The following is a 26525-nucleotide window of genomic DNA, read 5'->3' as shown; positions in this document are numbered from 1 at the left end:
GGTGGTGCATACCACCCATAACCACACAACACCGCGTCACACAACACCGCGTCACACAACACCGCGTCACACAACACCGCGTCACACAACACCGCGTCACACAACACCGCGTCACACAACACCGCGTCACACAACACCGCGTCACACAACACCGCGTCACACAACACCGCGTCACACAGCTACATGTGGCAGCTTCAGCTCTCGTAATCGGCATTGATGTGCACGTATTCATGCGTGAGATCGTCCGTCCAGACTGTCGCCGTGGCATCGCCCGAGTTGAGGTCGATGACGATATCGATCTCACGTGGCGTCATATCCACTTCGCTGCGGTCATGCCCCGGCTTGCCGCCGTCGCATACACGCACCCCGTTGACGTCGACGGTCACCTGATCAGGATCGTACGGTGCGACATCCACCGGCACAGTGCCAAGCGAGCTCACGATGCGCCCCCAGTTGGGATCGTTGCCGCTGATCGCGCATTTGAGCAGGTTGGACGCGGCCACCGCCCGTCCGCACGCAAGTGCGGCGTCCTCATCGGTCGCACCATTCACGGTGATCTTGATGTCATGGCTCGAACCTTCGCCATCTCCGATGATCTGACGTGCGAGCGCGGCACAACAATTGGCGACGATGCCGTTGAACTCGTCCGGATCCGGTTCGATACCGGATGCACCGGAGGCCATCAATATGACCGTATCGTTTGTCGACATGCATCCGTCGACGTCTATCCTGTTGAATGACGTGTCCACGGCGGCGCTCAGTGCCGCCTGTAGCTGTTGCGCGGAGACGACGGCGTCCGTCGTGATGACGCACAGCATCGTCGCGAGCTGCGGCGCGATCATGCCGGATCCCTTGACCATGCCACCGATACGGAATCCGTTGGACCCCAACCTTGTCACGGTCTTTGGTTTCGTGTCCGTCGTCATGATCGCCTGGGACGCGTCCTCACCACTGCTCACAGTGTCGTCGAGCGCAGCGTATGCTTCCCTCGCTCCCGCGAGCACATTGTCTAACGGTAGCAGCTCTCCGATGAGTCCGGTCGAACACACCGCCACGTCATGAGCGTCACATCCAAGCAGTTCGCCGACCGTTTCGGCGGTCTTCACCGACTGCTCGTATCCTTCGACGCCGGTGCAGGCGTTGGCGCCACCTGAATTGAGGATGACCGCGTCGACCGTGCCGTCCTTGACCACGTCACGCGACCACTGCACGGGCGCGGCGCAGAACCGGTTCGTCGTGAAGACGCCGGCGCCCGCCTTGAGCGGCCCGTTGTTCACGACGAGTGCGAGATCCTTCTTACCGGCGGTGGCGGAGATGCCCGCAACCACCCCCGCCGCCGTGAAACCTTTTGCGAACGTTACACTCATGGTGCCACTCCAATCTTGCTGAGTCCTGTTGCTTCGTTGAGTCCGAATGCGAGGTTGAGCGATTCCACCGCCTGCCCCGCGGTTCCTCGATTGAGGTTGTCGATTGCCGCGAACGCGTGCAGTGTCCGGCTTCGTCGATCGACCGCGACCTGCAGATGCGCCGTGTTCGAGCCGAGCACGTTCTGTGTCGCCGGCATCACTCCTTCGGGTAGCACCGTGATGAACTGCTGCCCCGCATATGCATGCGCCCATACCTCCCGTATGTCATCGTCGCTCATGTCCATCGCCTTGTCGGTGAGCTTTGCGCTCACCGATGCGAGGATTCCCCGGGACATCGGCACGAGCATTGGCGTGAACGCGAGCGTGAATTCATTGGCTGCGGTCGCGTCAAGACCTGCCGCATGTGCGAAGTTCTGGAGTATCTCCGGAATGTGGCGGTGTGTGCCGCCTACCGAATACGGCACTGCGGAATTGAGGGCCTCCGAGGCGAGCAGATTCGTCCGTTTGAGGCTTTTGCCCGCCCCTGAGTATCCGACGGCCAGATCGGCAACGATGGTGTGTGGCACGACAAGATTCTCGGCTATCGCAGGCTGCAACGCAAGCGTCGTGGCGGTGACGTTGCAACCAGGTCCCGCGATCCGTTTCGTTCCTCCTGTCACCAATTTGCCTACGGGCGGCATGTCCTGCGCGCCATCGGCCTCGATTACGGACTGCACTGTTCCGCGGATGACGTCACGCTGCCGCAGGTACTCCCCGTTGGCGTCTTTGCCGAGGATGAGCTCCGGCATGCCGTACGTCCAATGTTCGTAGAACGCGCCGCCATAGTATTCATCCCACGCCTGCTGCCGTTCGAGACGATGGTCCGCACCGAGGTCGACGACGGTGGCCGATGCGTCCAGTTGCGCGGCCAATGCACCTGAAGCGCCATGGGGCAACGCCAGGATGATGACATCATGTCCGTTGAGTTCATCCGCGGTGGTGTCGACGATCGTCATATCCGCCAGTTGGGGGATATGCGGTTGATAGGCGCCGAGCCTCTCCCCGACCGACGAATATCCCGCAACGGTCGTCACCTCGAAGTCGGGATGCGTGGCGAGGATGCGCAGCGCCTCCCCTCCCGCATATCCGGTCGCGCCTGCAACCGCTACGGTGTATTTCGCCATTCCCGTCGCCTTCCTTCCTGACATGCGTATGCCATCTATAGCCGTTCCGTCCGGAAACCGGATCCTACCACCGGTAACCGTTGGACACGTGCCGCCATGCCTCCGCCATGCGCGCCCACAAGGAGCATATGCTTACAGGCGGCAGTCTGCACAGGCATTGACATACAACGCACTACCGACGGCATGTCGTTACGGGCGGCAGCACATATCCACACAAATCGACCACACGTCGCGCATCACCAGACCATCAGATCATGAGTGTGCGTACGTTCGCGACCTACAGGTAGCAGTATGCGAAGCCGTGTCGGCATGACCGGTATCGTTTATGCATACGAGCATACACTTTATACAGTACATTGCATAATTATGCAGTAATACACGTTGACAGAATCACAACGTTGGCAGCTTCCAAGGAATGTTCTCGTACGACGTGGAACGGCAGCAACGATTGCGTCGCCCCCTCCATCAACGCAACCTTTAGCGTCGCCCTTACCTTCTCCCCCGATGTCCTTGCCCCCTCGACTCCACCGAGGCGTGACTCCACTACCCATAGCCTCCTCCATCGCCCATACCAAGACGCGTCAAGTCATCCCCGCACAGACATCGTTCACCATATGCCAACCATAACACCACACAACGCAATCCCATCCGCAGCGATGCAAGCCCCCAACAACGCATCCACTCCTCTCCTGAAATTTCCGACTTCCCCGACACCGCCGACTTCCCGACATCACACCCCTGACCCCCATACGTATTCGGCGCATATGCGACACCCCCGTTCGCGGCACGCCACACACCACCATCCCCGCTCACGCGACACATCTCCATCGCGGCACCATCGCACGCAAAGCCTCGTCGGCGATTGCCTCAAGCGGAATCACCCCATCGGTGACATACGACACGCCAGTGCGCTCCTCCAACGCATGCGCGACCCTGCGCGCCATCCACGCACGCGCGTCGGGCGTTGCCATGTCCGCACGCGTCACCTGCACATACAGGTACCCCGAACGCTCGATGTTCGCACGACGTATCCTGTCCTCTTCCAATTGCCCAAGATGGTGCGCGCCGTCGTATTCGCATACGACGCCCCCGTCGAGCAGCAGGTCGAAGCGCGCACCGTCGCCCGTGCACAGCGTCACCGGCACATTGATGCCCGGCTCCGGAAGGCCGCGTTTGATCAGTTCGAGGAACAGTCGCGCCTCCTGCGGCGATTCCATGTTCTCCCTGAGCATGGCGATCGCTCGCCTCGCTTTGCCGACGCCACGCGGGGCCCGTTTCCTGCCGTACGCGCGCAGCTTCCCCAGACTCTCCATACGTGTCACAAATATCTCGAAATCGTCGATCGTCACCTTTGCATGCAGCGTGTCACGCATAAGGATGCTGTCACCGAGCACGACAAGCTCGTCCAACGTCAGGAACCGCGCGAGCATGAACCATGCGCATACGACGCCCACGCAATGCACCCCTGGCATCACCTGAATGGTGTCCAGCGGAATGTTCATATGGTAGAACCGTGCGCCGCGCAGACGCGTGCGCGCGTTGCGTGCGCTTGCAAGCACGCTCAACTGTTCACCGCCGACGGTGTCCTCGTACTTCGGCAATGTGAACGGCAGCGGCACACCTTGCAGTCGGAGCGCGGTGAAGCCGCCGAAGAGCAGGTCGCGGCCGACTCTCGACCGCGCGTCAAGGCAGACGCTGAATTCGTGCGCCTGCCGCTCAATGAGTTGCAAGCGCATGGGGATGAGGTTGGGCACGCGGCCTTCCCTCAACCGCTTCTCATATTCATCTGCCATATTGTCAGATATATTATTATTATTATTCTTGTTCTTGTCCATGCTTCGACGGTAGAGCAGTAGACTCCGCCGCGTCCACTCAAACAGAGGTATGTGTACGGAAGGGTGTGTCGTCGGCGTGTCGTCGTACAAATGATTGTCCCATTGTGGACAACTTCATGATTATCCACAATGTTCCACAATCCAACATGGATTTCCAAGGACTTCACACTACCCACCCCCACAGCGACAGAGAACGACCCCCCTCGACACTCATGAAATCAAATCTATATAATAATATTATATACTATACTATTTCAAATTTTAAATAATAAATACAAACCCATGATTGCAGATTTCTTACCGGTGGCACTCTGTACACCCTGCCATCATCCGTCATCAATCATTTTCGTTTTAGGAAAGATATATGCTGCAGCAGACATATCACTTCGCTTCGATACCGTTCTGGTGGCCTGCTGCCTGTAACGTCTATGCCACTCATATGCCGACGCCCGACGGATAGGCGATTCCTGACGAACGACCTCCCTGGCCACTGCAGCCGGAACACTTCAGCTGCCCATCGCCGATGTCACGCCATCATTATTGGATGCACTACCCGTAGGCGTGGGCGTCGCGGTATCACTCGGGGTGGCGGTCGGCGTAGGAGTGGCGGAGGAACCGTCGGTGCCGCCCACGGAACCGTTCAGGCCAAGCATGTGCAACACATCATTGAGCATCTCCTGCGTGGAGACGCCGTTGATCATCATCCAGATCACCGCAATCGAATAGATGATGTTGATGATGACGGCCGCCAACGCGAAGCCAAACCCTTTCATCCTCATCAGTTTCGTCCGGTACATCCCGAAAGCGCCGAGCAACGCCGGCAGGAACGGCACTGGAAGGAGGATCGACAGTACGAACGCGATGATTGAGCTCGTGTCCCACCTCCCGTAATACACGTTCTGGTTCGGATCATCAAGATCGATGCCTTGCACATAGCGCGGCAGTTTCCTGTTGTCAGCACCGTAATTGCGCCGGTCACCGAACGGGGCGTTCGGATCGACATTCTGGCCCATCCCCGGCATTCCGGAAGCACCCATTTGCCTCCCGTAACCCATGACGGGCATATTCATCGGGTTGCCCGCCCGACGTTGCGCTCGGCGTTGTTCGATGCGGTTCTCCTCATCGCGCGCATCCCGTTCGACTTGCTCGTGCGTTTCCCCATTCTCCGGACGTCCGAAAAGGTACGGGTCGTAGTCCTTCGGGAACTGGTTGTCCATCGCCCCGTAGGCGAGCTCGTTCGGCTGGCCTTCGACAGGCATATCGGTTTCGAGGATGGCTTGTGACACTTCCGATTCCGGAATGTCCGCGGCGCTTTTGTCCTTCGATTCCAAGGGTGTCGGCGCGGCGTCGTGTGCCGTATTGCCGCGTTCTTCTGCTGCTTTCTGGGCGTCGTTATTCACACCGGCTTGTGTGGCCGTCTCGTATCCAGTACGGGTCTGTGGCGTGTCCTGATTCGGTTCGCTCATCTCATGTCCTTACCGGTCGTCGATTACGACGTCCTTCGTTCTGTCTCGTCCTGACGCTGCCGATGTCTACCGCACATGATGTGCCACCGGTAACACAAACGCGCACGTGGGCGACGTACGGACGATGGCCGCCGTTACGCCGTGGTCGTCGCGGATATCGTGGCAACCGCAAGCCAGTGGCTTGCGCTACTACCGATAACCACAGCAACCACAACGAACACAACCGCCGTGACAGCAGCAGTCCCCATGATGAACGTGGCAACCGCAACGACCACAGCGACCAACGACCGCGGCGTACGTGTTCATCCGTTCGAATACGACGGGTCCGTGGCGCATGCGCATCCACTACCGGTAAGCGTACGCGCCACGAACCATGTCCCGTATGGCGTTACGCGCGCAGCTGCGCGCCGAGCGTCGCCGCCTGCTCGATGATCCTCGCGCGGATCGCCTCGCTGTCCTCGCTTGTGAGTGTACGGTCGAGCGCACGGAACGTCACCGCGTATGCGAGCGACTTCTTGCCTTCGCCGAGCTGGTCTCCTTCATACACGTCGAACAGCTCAATCGATTCGAGCACATCGCCGGCGGCCTGTCGGATCGTCTCCTCCAAGGCGTGCGCTGTGACCGCATCGGGCATCGTGAACGCGAGGTCCTGCTTGACCGGCGGGAATGTCGAGATCGGCTTGGCCTGCACCGGCTTGTCGCTGAGTGTCGCGAACAGCGCGGTCAAATCGATCTCGAACGCCGCGGTATGGTGGGGGAAGCCGAGTTCGTCGTCCACCTTCGGATGCAGTTCGCCGACGAAACCGATTTCCTCACCGTTCGCGACGATGCGCGCGGCGCGTCCCGGATGCCACTGCGCCGGCACATCCTCGGCCTTCGGCTGATCGAGGACGATGTCCGCGCCAAGTCGGGAGACGACGCGGCGCGCAGCCTCGACGGCGTCGGTCCAGTCGACGGCGCGCTTGTCTCCAAGCCATCCGTCGTCCTCGGCGCGCCCCGTCATGATCGCGGCCACATGCAGCGGCTGCTTCGGCAGACCGGCGTCGAGTGCGACGAGCTGTTCGTCGGTCGGACGCACTGCTCCCGGTAACGCGGGAATCGCCGGCGCGTTCGGATCGGCGAGGTAGACGTGGCCGATCTCATAGCAGCTGACGTTCTCGATGCCGCGGCGGATGTTGCGGCGCACGGTCTGCGCGAGCGTGAGGAGCACATCGCGGCGCAGGTTCGGCCTGTCGTCGGCGAGCGGGTTCACGATCTGCACGCTCACCGGTTCGACCTCGTCCGCATCGAGCATGAACGCCTTGTAGTCGGCGGGTCCCACGAACGGGTAGCTGAGCGTTTCGACGAGTCCGTATTCGGCGAGCTCATCCGCGACCTCACGCTTGCGCTTCTGGTCGGCGGTCAGTCCCACATGGCCTTCGACGGGCGCGTGCGGCACACGTGTGGGAATCTGGTCATACCCGTAGATGCGCGCGATCTCCTCGACGAGGTCGCATGCCTCGGTCAGGTCGGGCCTCCAGGACGGTGGCGCCACGGTGAACTCCCCGTTGCCACCGCCACCGACCGCGCATCCGATGTCGGTGAGGATGCCGTTGATCTCGTTGAGGTCGAGGTCGAGCCCGGCAAGACGCTTGACCTCGCTCGCCTTGAAGACGATCGGCGTGCGGCGCGGCGTGTTGTCGACGTCCCGAGGTGTGAGCGACGGCGTCGCGTCGCCGTACTTCTCAAGCAGTTCGGCCGCCATCTGCCCGGCTGCCGGCTGCAGCTTGTCGTCGACGCCGCGTTCGAAGCGTCGCGACGCCTCCGATGGAATCTTGTGCCTGCGCGCCGAACGTGCGATCGTGATCGGGTCGAAGTGCGCGGCCTCGAGCAGGATGTTCGTCGTCTCGTCGGTCACTTCCCCGTACATGCCGCCCATGACGCCGGCGATGCCGAGGATACGCGAGCCCTGCTGCCCGTTGGGTGAATCGGTGATGAGCAGGTCCTCGGGATCGAGGTCGTGCTCCTTGCCGTCGAGCGTCGTCAGCTTCTCGCCTTCCTTCGCGCGACGCACGACGATCGGCGCCTCGAGCTTGTCGAGGTCGTAGGCGTGCATCGGCTGCCCGAGGTCGAGCATGACATAGTTCGTCACATCCACCGGGAGCGAAAGCGAGCGCATGCCTGCACGAGTGAGGCGGCGGCGCATCCAGTTCGGCGTCTTGCTGCCGGGCTTGTATCCGTGCACAGCGCGAGCATAGTACCGGTCGCAACCGACGACACCGTGGATCGGGTTGTCGTCGTCGATGATGACGTCGATGTCGTATGTCGTCTCATCACTGTTCTCTTCGATGTGCGGTGCGCGTTCGTTGAGCGCGGTGACCGGATCGGTGAACTTGACGCCCGTGGAATTGTGGAATTCGCGCGCGATGCCGCGGTAGGAGAACGCATACCCACGGTCGGGGGTCACGTTGATCTCAAGAATCGGCTGATCGAGGTGCAGCAGGTGCATCGCGTCGTCGCCCGGCTTGAGTGCTTCGTATTCCTCGGGGGTGAAGCCGTAGTCGCGCAGCAGGATGATGCCGTCATGACTGTCGCCGAGGCCGAGTTCACGTTCCGACGCGCACATGCCATCGGAGATGTGCCCGTAGGTCTTGCGCGGCTCGATCCTGAAGTCGCCCGGCAGCACGGCGCCGGGGAGCGTCACGACGACCTTCTCCCCCGCCTTCATATTCGGCGCGCCGCACACGATGCCTCGCGGTACTTTGTTGCCGTTCTCATCGACATCGTTGTACGCGTCGCCGACGTCGACATGGCACCAGTTGATCGTCTTTCCGTTCTTCTGCGGCTCGGGCGTCGCGTCAACGACGTAGCCGACGACGATCGGCCCGGTCAGCTGGGACGTGTGGATCTCCTCCTCCTCGAGTCCGACGCGGACGAGGTCCTTCGCAAGCTGCTCGTAGGTGAGACCCTCGGGGATCTCGACGTCGTCGCGCAGCCAATCAATATCTACCATTGGCATTGGGTATCACTTCCCCATCACAAACTGTTCGCTGAAGCGCACGTCGCCTTCGACGAGGTCGTGCATGTCGTTGATGTCATGGCGCAGCAGCAATGTGCGCTCCACGCCGACACCGAATGCAAATCCGGTGTAATCGTCCGGATCGATGCCGGCGGAGCGCAGCACGTTTGGATTGACCATGCCGCAGCCGCCCCATTCGATCCAGCCCGGTCCGCCCTTTTTGTCCGGGAACCACAGGTCGATTTCCGCGCTCGGTTCGGTGAACGGGAAGTAGCTCGGTCGCAACCGGCTCTTCGCCTCGGGGCCGAACATCGCGACGGCGAGCTTGTCGAGGACGCCTTTGAGGTCGGCCATCGTCAGGTCCTTGTCGACGGCAAGCGCCTCGACCTGATGGAAGACCGGCGTATGCGTCGCGTCAAGCTCATCGGTGCGGAACACGCGTCCTGGGCATGCGATGTACAGCGGGACGCCATGCGAGATGAGGCCACGAACCTGGTCGGACGACGTCTGCGTGCGCAGGATCATGTTCGAGCCGACGAAGCCCGCCGCGTCCTTCGCCTGATTGCCTTTGACATAGAACGTGTCCTGCATCTGGCGCGCCGGATGGTCGGGTCCGAAGTTGAGCGCGTCGAAATCGAACCATTCGGTCTCGACCTCCGGACCATCGGAGATCTGCCAGCCCATGCCGACGAAAAAGTCTTCGATGTCTTCCATGAGCTTGGTCAACGGGTGGCGTGCGCCGAGTGGCTTACGACTTACGGGCAGCGTCATGTCAACGGTCTCGGCGGCGAGTTCCGCGGCCTCTTCGGCGGCCTTGACCTGCGCCTCCTTCGTACCGTACGCGCGACCGAAATCGGCGCGCAGCTTGCCCATGAGCTTGCCGGCTTCCTTCTTCTCGTCCTTGTCGAGCGAGCCGATGGCCTTGCTCGCGAGCGTCATCGCCGATTGTGCGCCGGCGTATGTGCTTTTAATGGCCTTGAGCTCCTCCATGCTGGAGGCTTGTTCGACTGCGGCGATGCCTTCGGCGACGGCTTGCTGCACCGCATCGGCATCGAATTGCGTGTTCCCTGCCACGAGTAACCTTTCATCAACAGGCGTCTTCTGGCGCGAAATCGCGTCATTCCAACGTTTTATCGACTTCACATTCTTTCAATACGACTCGACATAGCGAGCGTCATGAGCATGACGGCGGCGCTTGTGCCAAGATTGAGCGACTCCGCTTTCCCGTAGATCGGAATCGAGCAGATGACGTCGGCGCGCGCGAGCAGTGCATCGTCGAGTCCGCGCGCCTCATTGCCGAAGAGGACCGCCTTCGCGCCATCCACCGCATCCCCCTGCCGTATGAGGTCGGGAAGGCTTACGGGTGGCACTTCCTCGGTCCCGTACACGTCCGCGGCGATGACGCTCGCTTCGCGCGCGTCGCACAGTGCGAAGAACGCATCCTCATCCATATGTGCCACCGGTAGGTGGAAAAGCGATCCCGTCGTCGCCCGGATGACCTTCGGATTGAACACATCGACGCAGTCGCCGACGAAAACGACCGCATCGCAACCGGCGGCATCGGCGCTGCGGATGACGGTGCCAGCGTTGCCCGGGTCGCGCACCTGCCAGAACGCGGCGATGAACGGACTCGGTGTTTCGGGGAGTACGACTAGCCGTTCGCGGCAACGTTCGAGGTCGGCAATCGCGAGCACACCCTGTGCGTCCCTGCTCACATGTTCGATGACGTTACGGGTGGCTTTGTGCACGTATACGCCTTCCGCCATCGCAAGCCCAGCGAGCGAGCCCACTGTCGCGTTCGCGAATGCGGCGTCAGGGGCGTCGCCATCCACCGTGACATACAGGTCACGCACGATGTCCGGCTGCCAGGTGAGCGCCTCGCGCACCGCCTGCGGACCTTCAATGAGGAATCGTCCGTTCTTCTCCCTGTGCTTACGGGTGGTGGCCTCCACAAGCCTGCGCACACGCTCGGCCTTCGTATTCGTCATTACATGATTGTCGATCGGCATACCCGCCACCCTACCGTGATACCTGTCCCTTCGACGTCAGACTCTTGGGCGCCGGCCCCGCGTCACGCCCACGACGGGCCTCGCCGCCCCAGCACCCCGCGACCAAATAACCTTAAACCTTACGGGAATAACCTTACGGGCAGCACATCGCACGGATGACACAACATCTTACGGACCGCATGTATCCTACAAATGGCATATCGCACAACGTACGGGCGGCAACATGTACCGCGCAGCATTCTCTTCTACGGAGCTTACTGGATGTACACCATCATCGAAGCGTACCGGAAGCATCTCATCACATAACCATGCCCATCTGCAGACAACTTCATTCAATATACTCACAGAAAACTTTCAGAAACCTGTCGAGAACAATCCAGAACCACTTCAGCGTTTTCCTCACTCCACCCAACGTTCACTGCTTACGCTGACGGCATACGGCAGCTGCCGATACCACAGACAACGAATCAACGATCCCGAAGGATGACCATGTTCATCGTCAGGAACGCACTGAAAACATAGTGAGGAACAAAGGGCGCAATGCCCTCATGATCATCATCGTCGCCATCATCACCGCGGCGGCCACGATAGGACTCGCCATCGTACAGGCGGCAGAGAACGCTCGAACGAACGCGCTTGCGAACACGACGATATCGGCGCAGATATCACTCGACCGCGGCGCGCTCATGAATGCATCCCGTAATAATGACACCAATAACGGCAAGCCCGACATGGATGCGATGCGCCAGTTGATGGCCAACAAGACACTCACACTCGAAGACTACGAACGATACGACAGCACGTCATACGGCGTCTCATCGTCCTATTACATCGAAACGGCGTCCGCGGCCGTCGCGGATGATGGCATCGAGGCAGTCGATGCAAATGGCGGCGTCATCAAACAGGACGCATCTTCCAAGCAGTCGTCCGAATCGTCGGAAACCACCGGTAACGCACAATCCAATGATGCACGTAACGGAAAAGACAACGATTCCCCGCCAATGCCGGAAGACGGTATGGCGGGAGGTCCTACCGGGGACGCAGGCGGCATGCGGATGACGACCGGCGACTTCGCACTCGTTGGATTCTCTTCCGACGAGGCCATCGCAAACGCCCCGAACGGTGCATTCACGATGGACAGCGGCCAGGTCTTCGAATATGACGCCACCGACGACAACGATGTCATCATCTCCGACACGCTCGCGGACGCGAACGACCTCAAGGTCGGCGATACATTCAAGGTCGCAAGTGCATCCGATGAGGACACGACGTACACGTTCAAGGTCGTCGGCGTCTACAGCAACACAAGCGACGCGCAGATGCCGATGGGAGGTCCGATGGCATCGAACGCGAACGATCCAGCGAACGCGATCTACGCATCGGTCGCGACGCTCAACAAACTCGGGCTTACCTCCGATAAGACAATCGAGGTGACCGATGCTCGTGGGAACACACGCGAGACGCAGGCGGCTACGCTCAGCTACACCTATGTGTTCGACGGCAAAGCGAACTACGACAAGTTCGTCCATGATGTGAAATCCGCGGGGCTCGGCGACGAATATACAGTGTCTTCCGAGGATGTGCAGCGGTATGAAGCGAGCCTTGTGCCGATTGAAAACCTCTCGCGGTTCGCGCAGACGCTGCTTATCGTCGTACTGGTCGTAGGCGCCGTCGTGCTTGTCGTGTTGACGATTTTCAACATCCGCGAACGCAAATACGAGATTGGCGTACTGACGGCGATCGGCGTGAAGAAAGCCAAGGTCGCCGCGCAATACGCAGTCGAGCTGCTCGTTGTGACGCTCATCGGACTTGCAGTGGGCGTGGGCGTCGGAGCGGCGACATCGGTACCGGTTTCGAACGCACTTCTCTCCTCCCAAATGGAGGAGCAACAGACACAACAGGCCCAACAACGTGAACAGTTCGGGCGAGACATGCAAGGCGTGCCGGGTGAACGCCCCGGTTCCGCGGATGGCGACTCCGCTACGGGAGGCAGTGACACGGGTAACGATGTTACGGGTGGCAATGCCAACGAGCAGCCTCAGGAAAGCAACGGGCCATGTGGCGGCATGCGCGAAGGATTGTGCAATGCATCGCAGCTGATGACAAAACTCAATGCGACCGTCAATTGGGCGACCCTTGGATGGATGCTGCTCATCGGACTTGGCCTGACTCTACTGGCCGCACTCGTCGCCTCAATATTCGTCATGCGCTACGAACCTCTGCAAATTCTGGCGGACCAATCATGATGTGGTCACCCAATGCTGCCGGTAGCATTTTGCCGCCGTCAGCTTCCCCCTCCACATCGGATCCGTCTCAGACCGGAAGATTTCTTCACATCAAACTCCGAATACCGAGAGAGGAACGCACAATGAACACGGCAAAACAGCAAACGATTCTGGACAACATCACCGTTACGGGAGGTATGACCGATAAGGATTCTGCCACCAAGGTTTCCGCCACCCCCGAGACTACTTCCCATAAGACGCTTCTGACACTCGATGATGTGAGCTATGCGTATACGAAAGGTGGAAGGAATGTGCTCAGCCATATCAGCACTTCGTTCCACACAGGGGAGGTCGCATCGATTGTCGGACCGTCAGGTGCCGGAAAAACCACGCTGCTTTCGCTTATCAGCGGGCTGACGACACCTACCGAGGGTGCCGTCATCTTCGACGGTCGCGACCTGAAGACCATGGACAGATACGACTACCGCAGTCATGATATCGGTGTCATTTTCCAGAGTTTCAATCTACTGCCGCAGCTCACGGTGCTTGAGAACATCATACTGACGATGGATGCCTCCGGTAAACGCTTCCCACGTCCGAAGAAGGAAATCGCGCTTAATCTGCTCCGTCAGGTACATCTTCCCGAACGGTATGCGAACGAGCGCATCCTCCATCTTTCCGGCGGTGAGCAGCAGCGTGTGGCGATCGCCCGTGCCTTGAGCGACGATCCACGTGTCATCATCGCGGACGAACCGACCGGCAATCTCGACAACGCCACCCAGGCGGACATCATGAGGATCTTCACCGATTTGGCGCACAAGGAGAACCGTTGCGTCATCATCGTCACACACAGTCCGCAAATCGCACAGGCATCGGACACCGTCTTCAACCTCAAGCCGCAGGCGGGCTGAGCATCATCGATGCGCACGATATGCGGAATTCAGCCACCACTACCGGCAGTATGAACATGACCGCTACCGAAAAATACGATGTAAAACGATGCAGAAGCAATACGAATGGTAGTGAACATAACGCTACAGGTGGTACGAATGTGAGTGCTGCAGGCAACACGAATGACACTGTTACCGGCAGCACGAACAGGTACAGACGCACTGCTGCCGGTAACGCAACCGTGACCGTTACCTGAGGCGGTACGGGCTTCACCGTTACCGGTGGCACCACGCGCGTTGCGCCACCGGTAACGGATATCAGTTGCCCATGAACGCGAAGGTTCCCGCGAACGCCGCGCTTACGAGCGCGATCGTCGGTATCGCCGCGCACGCGACGAGGAACCACCAGTCACGATCGTGCACTTCGCTGATGCGCGCATGGCTACGCGGGGAACTGCCGCCGAAGCCGCGCGCCTGCATCGCCGTCGCGAGCGTCGTGGATCTGCGGATCGAAAGCACAAGCAGCGCGAACGCCTGCGGGAAGAAGGCGGCGACCTTATTGTCGTCGCCAAGGCCACGTGAGCGGCGCGACGCCGTGAGCGCCGTCCAATCATCCTGAAGCACGGAGAACAGCCTCATGCCAGCCAACCCCCCGTAGACGAAACGGTCCGGCAGGTGCAACAGTTCACTGAATCCATCGGCGAGGTCCGTGGCGTCGATGCCGAGCACCGCGATAATCGCCGGTATGCCGATCGCGAGAATGCGCAACGCCGTCGCAAGCGCAAGCTGCGCCGAGCGGTCGGTGATGGCGATCCACCCCCATTGCCACCATGTGTCGCCGCCCTGCTTCCCGTAAAGCAGCACTGCGAGAGCGGAGCCCGGCGCGCCGATGAAGATCGGCCATGTCGACCTGATGACACGCCACGGCGCGAATCCGATGACCATGAGCACGATGAATTCCGCTGCGAGCGCGACCGTCGCCGAAACCCAATCCAAGCTGATCAGCAACGGCAGCGACGCGAGGAACGCGCCGCCGAGACGGAACACAGGATTGAGCGAAGCCAGATACGGCGATCGGCTCGCGGGTTTGATACGGTCCTCACGTTCGTTGACCGCGCTCACGTGCACGGTCTGCTCGCCGTGCATCCCCTCATCGATTCTTGACGGCGCATCCTTGCCACCGGTAGCAGCAACGTCAGTAGCAGAGGCAACACCAACGCCGGTAGCGGCCCCCTTACTCCGCGTACCATCGCCACTGCTACCCGTACCATCATCGTTTCCCGCACTATCATCATCCGCACTGCCTGTACCGCCACCAACGCGCGCACGCTGATCGGCGACGAGTTCGACGACCCTTGCACCGAGTGCGGTCACAAGCTCCCTGTCGTGTGTCACGACGATGATGCCGACACCGTCGGCGCGCAATCCAAGGATGAGTTCGACGATCTGCATCCACGTGCGACGGTCCTGTCCGAACGTCGGTTCGTCGAGGATGAGCACCTTCGGCGCCGCGGCGAGTGCGGCGGCCACGGTGAGGCGCCGTTTTTCGCCTCCCGAAAGCGTGTATGGGTTCACATCCGCATACTGCGCGAGGTGGAATCGTTCAAGCAGGCGCCGCGCACATGTACGCGCCGTCTGCTCATCGACGCCGGTGCGCAGTGGTCCGAGCATGACTTCATCGAGCACACTTGAGCATGCGAACTGATGTTCCGGATTCTGGAACACATATGATATGCGCGACGCGAGTTCCGTCGAACTCCAGTCGATCGGCCACGCCCCATGTGCTCCCTGTACGAGCTCGTCCCCCGCCACGACACGTCCGATGACCGGTTCGAGCAATCCCGCCAATGTGAGCGACAATGTGGATTTTCCCGCACCATTCGCGCCCACAAGCGCGGTAATCTGCCCCGGGCGGAACGAAACGCCGATGTGTTCCGCGATCGCATCTCCGTTTCTGCCTATCGCGAGGTCATCGGTACTGAGTATGACGTCGCCGCGTCCTTCGTCGGCCGCATACTCCGGTTCGCCATCGACGTGCATCCTGTTGATTGTGTCACACTGCCGCCGGTAACGTTCAGGCACCCATATGCCGAGTTGTGCGAAATCAAGGGTGTCGTCGGTGAAGACCTCATCCGGTGTGCCGTCGGCGATGACGACGGTGTTGCGGAAACCGTCGCGTGAAATCTCCTCGTCGTATCCCTTCTGGTTGATGATCGCGTCGTCCTGCTGCGTTTCCAAACCGAGCACGACGACGCGGTCGATGAGGTCGATCCAACGGTCTGCACGGTGTTCGACGAGCACCATCGTGCATCCGGTACGCTCAAGCACATCCCGTACCGCACCGACGATCTGCACGACTCCGTCGGGGTCGAGGTTCGCGGTCGGCTCGTCGAGCAGCAGCACCTTCGGTTCCATCGCGAGCGCGCCCGCGAGAGCAAGGCGCTGCATCTGACCTCCTGAAAGATGCATGACCGAACGGTCGAGCTGCAGTCCCGCAAGCCCCACGGCTGCAAGCGATGCATCGACACGTTCCCAGATCTCACGGCGCGGCACATCGAGGTTTTCCGGTCCGAACGCGACGTTGTCCCCGATTCTTTGGAAGATCGCCTGCGCGTCGGGATCCTGGAGCACGAGTCCGACGGCGCCGCGCGCACGATGGATTTCGGTCCCGTCGATGTCGATGGCACCTTCGGTCACGCCGCCATCGGCGTCCATGACCGGCGTGTCGCCATCGTTTGCCGCGATGTGCGCCGCGTCCTCATCCCCGAGCAGCCCCGCGGCGCCTTCGAGTATCGTCGATTTGCCGATTCCCGATGCCCCGAGCAGCAGTACACGTTCACCCGCTTCGATTGTCAGGTTGAGTCCGCGGACGGCGAAGTGGTCACGCGACGCGTGGCGGTATCCCCAATCATGCAGGCGCAGTCGCCCGCCTCGTCGTCCATTGCGTTCCTGAATATCCGTGCGTTCGTCGGGATGCGGTGCCGACGTGAGCGTGTGTTCGACTGCCTGGGGCACTTGGAATCGTTTCCTTTAATGGTGATTATTGTAATTGTTGATTATTTTTTATTATATTTCCTATAATTCCCTGTTCCGACACTGCCGCCCGTAACAGTCTGCATCCCGTAATGGATGTCGTCCGTTACCGTCAGCCTTCTGGAACAAGATACCGCCAATAAGCGCGCAATTGCCCACAACAGGCCGCCTCCCGTAGCGTTGATGTGTCAGTTGATGTGTCATCGGTCGGACGGCATCTTCATCCTCTTCACACGACGAATCTGTCGCCCCGATTCGAAGTTGTCGAGTGCGCCCGTCTTCGCGATCGCGATATAGAGGTACCACATTGCGACGCCTGCGATGAGCGCACCTGAGACGACAGTCGCGAGCAGGTAGACGACGCCATACGTCTTGCCCACATCGATCGCCTGCAGGTTCGTGAGGAACGAATACGCCCAGCAGCCCACGCCGCTCAGCGCACCGGAAAGCGTCACCGTCGCGAGGTTCCATTTGCGGTACAGGAACACCGCGAAGGCGGTTTCGGCTCCCAACCCTTGTACGAAGGCGATCATGAAGGTTCCGACCCCACCCCATGCGTTACCCATGAGCGCTTCGAGCACTCCGGCAACGACTTCCGCGTACAGCGCAGCCCCCGGTTTGCGCACGATGACCGCGGCGAGCGGACCGGCGAACAGCCACAGCCCATTGATGACGCCGGCGAGTCCCGGTACCACCGCTTCGAGGAAACCCCACGGCGCAGCCGAGAAGAACGCGACGCCCCAATAGATCAGCGCGGATGCGACGCCCACGACGGACGCCACGGCGATGTCGACGACACGCCATTTCAATTGCGGTTTTGCTTCGATGACTGAAGCAGACATGATGATGTGCCTTTCTGTTCTCATATGCCGCGACGGAGGATCCGCCACGGCCGTTCAGGCACGGGAGATGTTCGACGTCCGTGCGCCGGCATTGTCCGGATTCACGTTCAATCGGTCGAGGTGAGCCCTCTCTCAGCCGGTACATTGACGCAATCCTCCCGGATTCGCGCATGAGGTACCAGCCCCCGTGTCGCCCATGAGTCTATTGCGAGCCGGCGACCGCGGACGGAGTCACCGCTTCGCCGCGCGTGGCGGCGAGCGTATGGCATCAACGATAACCGCGCCGACTATAGTCATGTTCAGCATCGTATGATTGTTACGGGTGGCATGATGCGCAGCCACATGGCACATCCGACGGAAGGCCGATATGCAGTTCATCATCGTAGACAATGACCCGCGCGCCGCGGACAGTATCGCAGGGTTCATCAGGTCCGCCTATCCTCAGGCGATCATCCATCAGCTGCGTGGCACCGAGCCGAACATCGTCATGGAATTCGGCGCCGCGGACCTCATCGTGATGGATATGCAACTGTTCGAGGAATCGGGGCCAGAACTGTGCACGAAGCTGCGCAGGACCAACGGACGCACGCCTGTGCTCGGCATGACCTGCTTCCCGAAAGCCTACTACGATGAGCGGTTCAAAGAAGCGGGAGGCCAAGGGCTCGTGCACAAGGAGGAACTCGGCACGCTGCTGACGATGATCGACCGATTGCTGCGCGGCGGGGCCGAACCGGGATATCTGACACCAGACGCTGCGCGGCGTGCCGTGCTCGCACGCGACGTCCAGCCGGATGCGACGGCCGACGACGGCACGCCGGAGGCGCTGACGCCGACCGAACGCACCGTATACCGCCTCATGGGCGAATACGGCAACGATCCGATACAGATCGCCGCGCAGATCGGCGTCAAACCGTCGACGGTGCGCACCCACATCCGCGCGATACGCCACAAACTCAACCTGCCGACGACGAAGGACCTCATGCGCCTGCTGCTGCGGCGCCGCAACCGGTAGCGTCCGTGCATCACCTGTCCGCTGGCGGCTTCGCCGATGTCAACTACCGGTAGCCCACCGATGCCCACAATGCCGTGCGGCCGAGCAACGTGCATTGCCGACACAGCCTGATGGGCGATGCGACATATCCGCGCCGCTACCTGTTACATGGTCGGCGCCACATGCAGCGGTTGCTCGGATTTATGCTACCCGTAGGGGTCCAACCACTACCCATAAGGATCCGCGCCACCGGTGAAGACTCGCACGTACCGCCTATAAGGCTCCGCATTCAGTCGTCAACGATGCTTGAGCAGTATGCGAGCCCAAGAACGTCGTCAGGCTGCTGCTGAACGGGCATTGACGGCGCGCGCCGAGTGCACGTGCTCATCCCCGCCGACCGGAAGGTCGACGAGCCCCTTCCAGACGCCATCCGCCCGTTCATAGCTGAACGTACCGCCCATTGACGTGATGAGCGAGCGCAGGACACGGATGCCGTTGCCTCCCTGTATCTTTCCTGCGCCCGATTCGGCGACGTCGTTCTCGTAGACGATGTGCACATGGGTAGCAGTCTCCTTCATGCGCACCTGGTATCGCCCCGCGGCGTCGCCGTGCTTGAGAATGTTCGTATAGATCTCGTGGCAGATCAGCGTGATCAGTCCGTTGATGTCACGGTCGTGGACGTCCGCGTTGCACATGACCGCCACGTCGGTGCCACCGGTGAATCCATGCTGGTGCAGCAGTTCGTCACCCGCCCTCCCCTGATTGTTCAGTACCGTGGCGATGTCCTCGTCCTGGCTGTCGGACAGCCGCAGCGACATCGAATCATTGCGCAGTTGCATGATGATCTCACGCAGGTCTCCCAAAGCGTTGCCGGCGTATTCCCCGACACGTTCCCACCGTTCGTCGTCGGATTTGCTCGGATCTGCGTTCCGCAACTGCACCTCCATGGCGATGAGCGCCAATTCCTGTGACAGGGCGTCATGCAGATAGGCAGCCAGATACTGGTTCGATTCCAGCTGCCTGACCTTGGCTTCGAGCTCCACGGTCCTGCGCAGCTGCACGTTGCGCCGGTCGTTCCAGGCCAGGAACCGTCCGACGATGACCATGATGAGATACACCATGCAGAACGCCGTGCAACCATAGGTGGAAAAGGAACCCGGCTTTACGCCCGTCTCTATGCATGTATATGCGACCATCACGAGCCACAGGGTCGCGGCGATTCTGGTCGATGTCCTATAACTGACCAGCACCACGGCGAGGAACAGAAAGTAGGCCGTGAACTGCCCATAGCCGGGGATGGCGTATTCGCCGACGCCATTGAGCAACAATACCGCGGCGGACGCCCCTACCGGAAACCAATAGCAGCCTACGACGATGACCTGGGCCAGCATCAGCCACACCAAGGTAGCGGGCGGAGGCTCGGGCACGGCGTACACCCATACATTCATCTCAAACAACAGCGAGAACACGAAAATGAAGAAAGCCGTGTATGGGTGCTGGATGCGCCTTGTCCCACGCTGTTTCGATGTCATCGCGCGCGCGTCCCGCCGCTCAGCACAGGCCGAGCCAATGCATGACCGCATTGCAGTCGCGAGTCGATGCAGCCGCTGCCGGCGCGGCGACGCCCGTCGTGTCGATCCGCATGGAGGCGGCTGGCACCGCCTGCAGCGAGCAGACCAGACCGAGGGAGGCGATGATGGAGGTGATGGACATGATGTTCTTCTCCCTTATCCGTGGTAATCCATGTCATCCGTGGTTTCATTTCCTGCCAAGCTTATCAAGCAGCAGCGCTTCGGCGACGACGTCCTTCTCAAGGCCTGAGACACTCACCGATTCGTTCGGGCTGTGCGCGTTCGAAATCGGATCTTCGGGTCCTGTGACGAGCACCTGCGCGTCGGGGAAGATCTTCTGCAATTCCGGAATGAACGGAATCGACCCACCCTCACCCTTGTTTACCGGTTGCACACCGAACGCCTCCTCGAGTGCGTCCATCGCGTCCTTCGTCGCCGTGCATGCGGGGTCCATCGCCCATCCCATGCCAGCGTCGAGCGGCGTGACGTGCACATCGGCGCCGAATGGCGCGTTCGATTCAAAGAACTCGACCATCGCGTTCATCGCGGCGTTTGGATCCTGCAGTGGCGAGACGCGCAGGCTCACACGGAACGTAGTCTCGGGACTAATGACGTTGAACGATCCCGTTACGGGATGCGCGTCGAATCCGATAACGGTCGCGCTCGGTTTCGTCCACAGCCGCGAGGCGAGCGATCCGGTCCCCGCGAGCCTGTAGGAGTCGACGACACCTGCTGCGGCGCGCATGTCCGTTTCGTCAACGTCGCGCACCAATCCACCGATCGGTTCGCCGCCTTCAACGCCTGGAATCGCGAGCGCGCCATCCTTGTCGTACATCTTCGCGATGAGCATCGCCGCGATCGTGTTCGCGTCGAGCACCGGGCCGCCATACTGACCGGAGTGCACCGGGTGTTCGAGTACCTTGACGTGCACATCGCATGTCGCATTGCCGCGCAGCGATGTCGTGAGCGATGGCACATCGGGCGCCCAGTTGCCCGAGTCGGCGACGATGATGACGTCGGAATCGAATTCGTCGTGATGTTCCTCGATGAACGGGATGAAGCTCGCCGACCCCATCTCCTCCTCGCCTTCGAAGAAGATCTTGATGTTAACGCCGAGGTCGTCGCCGAGCGCCTTGAGAGCCCCGTAGTGGATAGCGATGCCACCCGTATCGTCGCATGTGCCGCGTCCGTAGAGGCGGTCACCCCGCTGGGTGACCTCGAACGGATCGGTGTCCCATACGCTCGCATCGGGTACGGGTTGCACATCGTGATGCGCGTACAAAAGCACGGTCGGCGCATCCGGGTTGGTTTCGAGGGAGCCGATGACCTCCCAGGCGCCCGCGCTGCCGTCTGGATTGTGTGACTGCACGACGCGCGCGTCGACGCCGACCTCACGCATGATGCGCGCGACATATTCGGCCGATTCCTTCATATGGGGACCTGTGATGCCTTGCGCGGACACCGATTTGAGCGTGACCTTCGTCCTCACGACGTCCATGATGCTCGTCCATTCCGCCGCCACACGTTCGCGGATCTTCTGTACGGATATTTCCATGCCGTTCCTTTCGTCGTTCCGATCGCCTACCACCCATACCGTATGACGTAGTCACCGACGTACATATCGAGGGGATGTCCCCACCGTAGTGATGGATATGGTGTTGTGCCGTATCGATTGTAGGCGCCACCGTCACCGTATGCCCCAACCGGATGCCTGCCCCTGCACCCCTGCGATACCCGTACGGGAAGCACCACTCGTAAGCATGTGGGTGTGTGAGTGCATGAGCGCAAAGGGGCATGAATGTGAGTGTGGAGGTATAGGCACGACCCGTAAGCCGTCCGCCCCTTACGGGATGCACAACCTGCAAGTCCCTCCCCTTACCGGAAGCACATCCTTACAGGCGGTGCCTCCCTACGAAGAAACACATCCTTACGGGAAGCACCTTCTTACAGGCAGCACATCCTTACGGGAAGCACAACCTGCACGAACTCCGCAGCCTCCTTTTACGGGAGCGGCCGCAACGCAGCACCCTCCCGTAATGCGTCGATATCTTCACGTATTCTCATGGTTCATGGCAGTGAACAAAAAGGACGCAGACAATGAAGGACAGTCTGCGAAGCGGACCCAGCGGACGCAAGCCCCGCAGGACAACAAGGACGGGCAGGTCGGCAAGGGGCGGCCTACGCCGAAGCGCAAGGTCGCGCAGGCCCAGAACATCCGACCTCTCGTGCCGAAGGACAGCGCCGTGCAGCGGAAGGCGGCGAAGCAGCGCCTGCGAGAACGCGAGAACCGGGAGTATGAGGCGATGCGTACTGGCGACCTGCAGAACATGCCGAAAGCGGAGCGTCTCCCCTGGCGTGTCTATGTGCGCGACTATGTGGATGCGCGATTCAATATCGGCGAGTTCTTCATTCCGGTGGCACTCGTCATCCTGCTGCTGTCAGTCATCGTCACCGCGTTCGCGAGGCAGATTCCCTACAGCATCCAGATCACGATGATTCTGATGACGATCCTGTACCTGTATCTGTTCGCGATTGTCATCGATGTCGTCGTGATGTGGCGCAAGCTCAAGAAACTGCTCATCGCCAAATTCGGGGAACAGTCCGTCGCGAAGGGCATGCGCACGGGATCCTATGCATGGAGCCGTGCGATCCAGCTGCGGCGTTGGCGTCTGCCGAAGCCACGGTACAAGGAACGTGGCCACTGGCCCAAGTGATCTTTGCGACAAAGCGACAAAAAGGGTGGGAAGGAACGATTGTTCCTTCCCACCCTTTTGTTATCCCGACTTTTCATATCCCACCTTTTTCCGTTACGGGGAGTACGTTACGGGTGGCACATATCGAACGTTGGTTACGGGTGGCGCATTCCCACTTCGTTGGCATGGGATCGTACATCCTGTTCATCATTACGCGCATCCTGCGCATCGCTATCGGTGGCACGTCCCTTTAGTTACAGGTGGCGCTCCCCTTTCGTCACAATCGGCACTTTCCATATCGACCACGAGCAATCGAACCCGACATTGTCGTTTCCTACAGGGGGCGCCTACGCAGATATCTCCTCACCCGCAACTCCTTCTTCATATTCACTTTCTGCGATCGTCCACTTCCCGTAATCGACCGTTCCCGCATACCTCCCGTAACCAACTCCCCTACACCCACTTCCCGTAACCACTGCGGCACGACCTTTTGTCCTCGGACATGGATTTTCTATCAATCTATAACGGAAATGCCATCGATGGCAGTCCACTCTCTCCACTACCGGTAACGCGTCGTCTGCCCATAACCTCATCGACCACCCATAATCGCATCAACTACCCATAAGAACTCCGCGCTACCCATACACACATCTGCCACCGGTAACACATCCAAGACCCATAACGAATCCGTACCACCCGTAACGACTTCATGCTACCGGTAACTTCAACAGCCGCCTGTCGCCTATGGGCGCGACCCCGTCCGCGCACGCCGTGCACTACAATGGTTGCCGTCATAGCGGCCCTGTGTGGTCGACCATGGAGTTTCGGGAGGCAACGTTGTCAGCACTGCAATTCGATATCGCGATCATCGGCGCAGGCCCAGGCGGATATTCCACCGCCTTGCGCGCGGCGGAACTCGGAAAATCGGTCGTCATGATCGAACGGGATGAGACACTCGGCGGCACATGCCTCAACCGCGGCTGCATCCCTTCGAAAGCGCTCATCACCGCCACCCGTACGATCGGCACACTCGACAACGGCAAGCGGATGGGCATCGTCTCCACACTCGAGGAGATAGATTTCGGACGGCTGCGCGACTACCGCGAAGGCACCGTCTCGACGATTGTCGGCAGCCTTCGGGGGCTCATCGCATTCCGCGGCATCACCGTCTACCGTGGAAACGCCGAACTCACCGCCGACCGCCACGTCCATGTCACCCCCGCCGACGGCCAGGAACATGTGCGCATGTTCGCTGCGAATGGTGGTTTCGACGACATCGCGGGCGACCTCGACATCACCGCGACCGACGTCGTCCTCGCGACCGGTTCACGTCCCCGTGAACTTCCAGACACGCCATTCCACGGTGCGCTCATCGATTCGACGACGGCGCTTTCGCTCAACACATTCCCCCATAGTGCCGTCATCATCGGTTCCGGTGCCGTCGCATTGGAGTTCGCGTCGATCTGGAATACCGCCGGTAGTGATGTGACGCTGCTCATCCGCAAAGACAATGTACTTTCGAAGAGCGACCGTCGTGCCGCACTCGCGTTGTCACGTGAACTCAAACGCCGCGGTATCACGATCATCCGTGGAGCGCACGTCGAGCGCATCGACACAGGTGAGAACCTTGGCGCCGTCGTGCACTACACACTCGATAGTGAGGATGGCGCGGACGATGGGCACAGCGGGCATACGATCGAGGCGGAGATCGCGCTTGGCGCCATCGGACGTACACCAAACACGGACGAACCGTGGTTCTCCACGTGCGGTGTGCAGCTCGACGACGCGGGCATGGTCGTCGTCGACGCGTATGGGCGTACGAACATCGACCATGTCTGGGCACTCGGCGACATCACCGCCGGCCACGCGCTCGCGCACCGCGCGTTCGCGCAGGGGATCGTCATCGCGGAGACGGTGGCGGGACTCGACACCAAACCAGTCGACGAGAACACGGTCGCGAACATCGTCTTCAGCTCCCCGGAATTCGCGACCGCCGGCCTCACGCTACGGGAGGCACAAGCGGACGCGCGGTATGCGGATGTCGAGGAGACGGTGTTCCCGGTCATGGCGAATCCACGGATGATCATGAGCGCGACCGGTGGTTCGTTCTCGATCATCAGCGGACGCGACGCGGACGGTGATGGCACCGAGTACGTCCTCGGCGTGCACGTCGTGGCACCCGACGCGAGCGACATGATCGCTGAGGCGCAGCAGATCATCGCCAACCGCATCCCGTTGCACGAAGCGGCGAATGTGATCCATCCCCATCCGACGTTCAGTGAAATGGTCGGGGAAACCTTGTTGAAGGCTGACGGACGTCCGTTGCACACACGTTGACGGATGCCCAAGTGCCACCATATGCGTACCGGCAGCATGTATCTGCTTACCGGTAGTACGTGTCTGCTGCTGGCGGTGGCATATCCGTTACTGGTCGCACATCCCCGTTATTGGTGGCGCGTCCGTTACCGGCGGTGCGTCCGGTAACAACCGACGGCGGCACACACGTTGTCCTCCGCGAGACGCGACGATACATGGGGATGGTTAGCTGATACAGTATGGAACCATTGCGACAGCACGCATCCGATAACGTTCGCAGAGTGTAAGAGAGGCGACACATGGCATCGAAGGACGAACAGCCGAAGAAGAAAAAGCGTGGCATGTTCAGCCAGATTAAGCAGATCTACCAGTTCACGCACAAAGAGGACAAGGCGCTGCCGTGGATCGTCGGCGGTGTCTTCGCGCTTCCGCTGGTGATCGGCCTGATCTGTGGGTTCGTATTCCATTGGGGATGGTTCGGTTGGGTCAGCTGGATGGTCCTCGCAGCCGTCACCGGGCTGCTGCTCGCGACGATCGTGCTCACACGCCGCGCCGACGCCGTCGGTTTCAAACAGCTCGAAGGGCAGCCTGGTGCCGCCATCAGCGTCCTCGGCAACATGAAGCGCGCGGGCTACGATTTCCCGCAGGAGCCGGTATGGGTCGACCCGCGCTCGCATGATGCGATCTGGCGTGGCACCGGTTATCAAGGCATCTATCTGATCGGTGAAGGCGATTATGGCCGTGTCATGCGCGCGATGGACCGCCAGGAGAAGCAGATCAAAGGTGTGACGGCGGGTTCGCAGATTCCGATCTACCGCATCTGCGTCGGCACCGGCCCCAAGCAGGTCCGGCTCAAGGACCTGCGCAACGTCATCCTCAAGAAGCGCACGTACATCCCGAACACAAGCTCAAACAAGCTTGTGCGCATGGTCAAGAAACGTCGCCGTTTCATGATGAGCAAGGACCAGCTCATCACGCTCAACGAGCGTCTGCATACGTTGCAGCGCAAGAGCGGCATGGGCATCCCGAAGGGCATTGATCCGATGCGCATGCAGAAGGTCAGCAAACGTGCGATGCGTGGCCGCTGACCCTCCATTTCATCAAAGGACCGGTTGTTCCGGTCCTT

18 protein-coding genes are annotated in these 26525 nt (G+C 60.4%); 6 read left to right on the top strand and 12 right to left on the bottom strand.

The window, feature by feature from the left end; genetic code table 11:
• Positions 1 to 194: 194 nt before the first annotated feature.
• From argJ to B1526_RS05505, 7 genes are all read right to left on the bottom strand, one after another.
• On the bottom strand, positions 195 to 1367 hold the full coding sequence (argJ, locus tag B1526_RS05535; protein ID WP_095615083.1) for a bifunctional glutamate N-acetyltransferase/amino-acid acetyltransferase ArgJ: 1173 nt from the start codon (positions 1365 to 1367) through the stop codon (positions 195 to 197).
• Positions 1364 to 2530 (bottom strand): N-acetyl-gamma-glutamyl-phosphate reductase, encoded by a 1167-nt coding sequence (locus B1526_RS05530; RefSeq protein WP_095615082.1) that lies wholly within the window; start codon positions 2528 to 2530, stop codon positions 1364 to 1366. Before B1526_RS05530 ends, argJ begins: the two co-directional genes overlap by 4 nt.
• 809 nt (positions 2531 to 3339) lie before the next feature.
• Positions 3340 to 4365 carry a hypothetical protein gene (locus B1526_RS05525; RefSeq protein WP_133088478.1) on the bottom strand — a complete coding sequence of 342 codons (1026 nt, stop codon included), beginning with the start codon at positions 4363 to 4365 and terminating at the stop codon, positions 3340 to 3342.
• A 506-nt stretch (positions 4366 to 4871) separates the two neighbouring features.
• A complete protein-coding gene (locus B1526_RS09215) occupies positions 4872 to 5831 on the bottom strand; it encodes a hypothetical protein (protein ID WP_095615080.1) in 960 nt (319 codons plus the stop codon).
• Between the two features lie 388 nt (positions 5832 to 6219).
• A complete protein-coding gene (gene pheT, locus B1526_RS05515; protein WP_095615079.1) occupies positions 6220 to 8829 on the bottom strand; it encodes a phenylalanine--tRNA ligase subunit beta in 2610 nt (869 codons plus the stop codon).
• 6 nt (positions 8830 to 8835) lie between these two features.
• Complete coding sequence (pheS, locus tag B1526_RS05510) at positions 8836 to 9903, bottom strand: phenylalanine--tRNA ligase subunit alpha (RefSeq protein ID WP_095615096.1); 1068 nt, start codon at positions 9901 to 9903, stop codon at positions 8836 to 8838.
• Between the two features lie 65 nt (positions 9904 to 9968).
• The gene (locus B1526_RS05505) at positions 9969 to 10838 is read right to left on the bottom strand and encodes a TrmH family RNA methyltransferase (RefSeq protein WP_095615078.1); all 870 of its coding nucleotides are present in this window, start codon (positions 10836 to 10838) and stop codon (positions 9969 to 9971) included.
• Positions 10839 to 11359: 521 nt separating this feature from the next.
• Between B1526_RS05505 and B1526_RS05500 the strand changes: the two genes are divergently transcribed.
• Entirely contained in the window at positions 11360 to 13084 is a 1725-nt protein-coding gene (locus B1526_RS05500) for an ABC transporter permease (protein ID WP_235607061.1), read from the top strand.
• Between the two features lie 122 nt (positions 13085 to 13206).
• The gene (locus tag B1526_RS05495; protein WP_407641002.1) at positions 13207 to 13974 is read left to right on the top strand and encodes an ABC transporter ATP-binding protein; all 768 of its coding nucleotides are present in this window, start codon (positions 13207 to 13209) and stop codon (positions 13972 to 13974) included.
• Positions 13975 to 14271: 297 nt separating this feature from the next.
• Here B1526_RS05495 and B1526_RS05490 read toward each other — a convergent pair whose 3' ends face one another.
• A complete protein-coding gene (locus B1526_RS05490; RefSeq protein ID WP_095615094.1) occupies positions 14272 to 16908 on the bottom strand; it encodes an ATP-binding cassette domain-containing protein in 2637 nt (878 codons plus the stop codon).
• A 278-nt stretch (positions 16909 to 17186) separates the two neighbouring features.
• Positions 17187 to 17828, bottom strand: coding sequence for an ECF transporter S component (locus B1526_RS05485; RefSeq protein ID WP_095615076.1), 642 nt, complete (start codon positions 17826 to 17828; stop codon positions 17187 to 17189).
• A gap of 367 nt (positions 17829 to 18195) precedes the next feature.
• Here B1526_RS05485 and B1526_RS05480 point away from each other — a divergent pair, with 367 nt between their 5' ends.
• A complete protein-coding gene (locus B1526_RS05480; protein ID WP_095615075.1) occupies positions 18196 to 18840 on the top strand; it encodes a response regulator transcription factor in 645 nt (214 codons plus the stop codon).
• Between the two features lie 314 nt (positions 18841 to 19154).
• On the opposite strand, the gene B1526_RS05475 is transcribed toward B1526_RS05480, so the two are convergent.
• The 3 genes from B1526_RS05475 to B1526_RS05470 all read right to left on the bottom strand — a co-directional run bounded on the left by B1526_RS05475 (position 19155) and on the right by B1526_RS05470 (position 21945).
• Positions 19155 to 20288, bottom strand: coding sequence for a sensor histidine kinase (locus tag B1526_RS05475; RefSeq protein WP_235607060.1), 1134 nt, complete (start codon positions 20286 to 20288; stop codon positions 19155 to 19157).
• A gap of 82 nt (positions 20289 to 20370) precedes the next feature.
• On the bottom strand, positions 20371 to 20532 hold the full coding sequence (locus B1526_RS09125; RefSeq protein WP_157908701.1) for a hypothetical protein: 162 nt from the start codon (positions 20530 to 20532) through the stop codon (positions 20371 to 20373).
• A 45-nt stretch (positions 20533 to 20577) separates the two neighbouring features.
• Positions 20578 to 21945, bottom strand: a complete 1368-nt coding sequence (locus B1526_RS05470) for a dipeptidase (RefSeq protein WP_095615073.1) — start codon at positions 21943 to 21945, stop codon at positions 20578 to 20580.
• A 514-nt stretch (positions 21946 to 22459) separates the two neighbouring features.
• On the opposite strand from B1526_RS05470, the gene B1526_RS05465 reads away from it, so the two are divergent.
• The 3 genes from B1526_RS05465 to B1526_RS05455 all read left to right on the top strand — a co-directional run bounded on the left by B1526_RS05465 (position 22460) and on the right by B1526_RS05455 (position 26487).
• Positions 22460 to 23104 carry a DUF3043 domain-containing protein gene (locus B1526_RS05465; RefSeq protein ID WP_095615072.1) on the top strand — a complete coding sequence of 215 codons (645 nt, stop codon included), beginning with the start codon at positions 22460 to 22462 and terminating at the stop codon, positions 23102 to 23104.
• 795 nt (positions 23105 to 23899) lie between these two features.
• Positions 23900 to 25420 (top strand): dihydrolipoyl dehydrogenase family protein, encoded by a 1521-nt coding sequence (locus B1526_RS05460; protein ID WP_095615071.1) that lies wholly within the window; start codon positions 23900 to 23902, stop codon positions 25418 to 25420.
• Positions 25421 to 25698: 278 nt separating this feature from the next.
• Positions 25699 to 26487, top strand: coding sequence for a DUF4191 domain-containing protein (locus B1526_RS05455; RefSeq protein ID WP_095615070.1), 789 nt, complete (start codon positions 25699 to 25701; stop codon positions 26485 to 26487).
• Positions 26488 to 26525: the final 38 nt, after the last annotated feature.

The organism is Bifidobacterium criceti, assembly GCF_002286935.1.
Classification (GTDB): Bacteria; Actinomycetota; Actinomycetes; order Actinomycetales; family Bifidobacteriaceae; genus Bifidobacterium; species Bifidobacterium criceti.
This window is presented reverse-complemented; position numbering and strand designations above follow the sequence as displayed.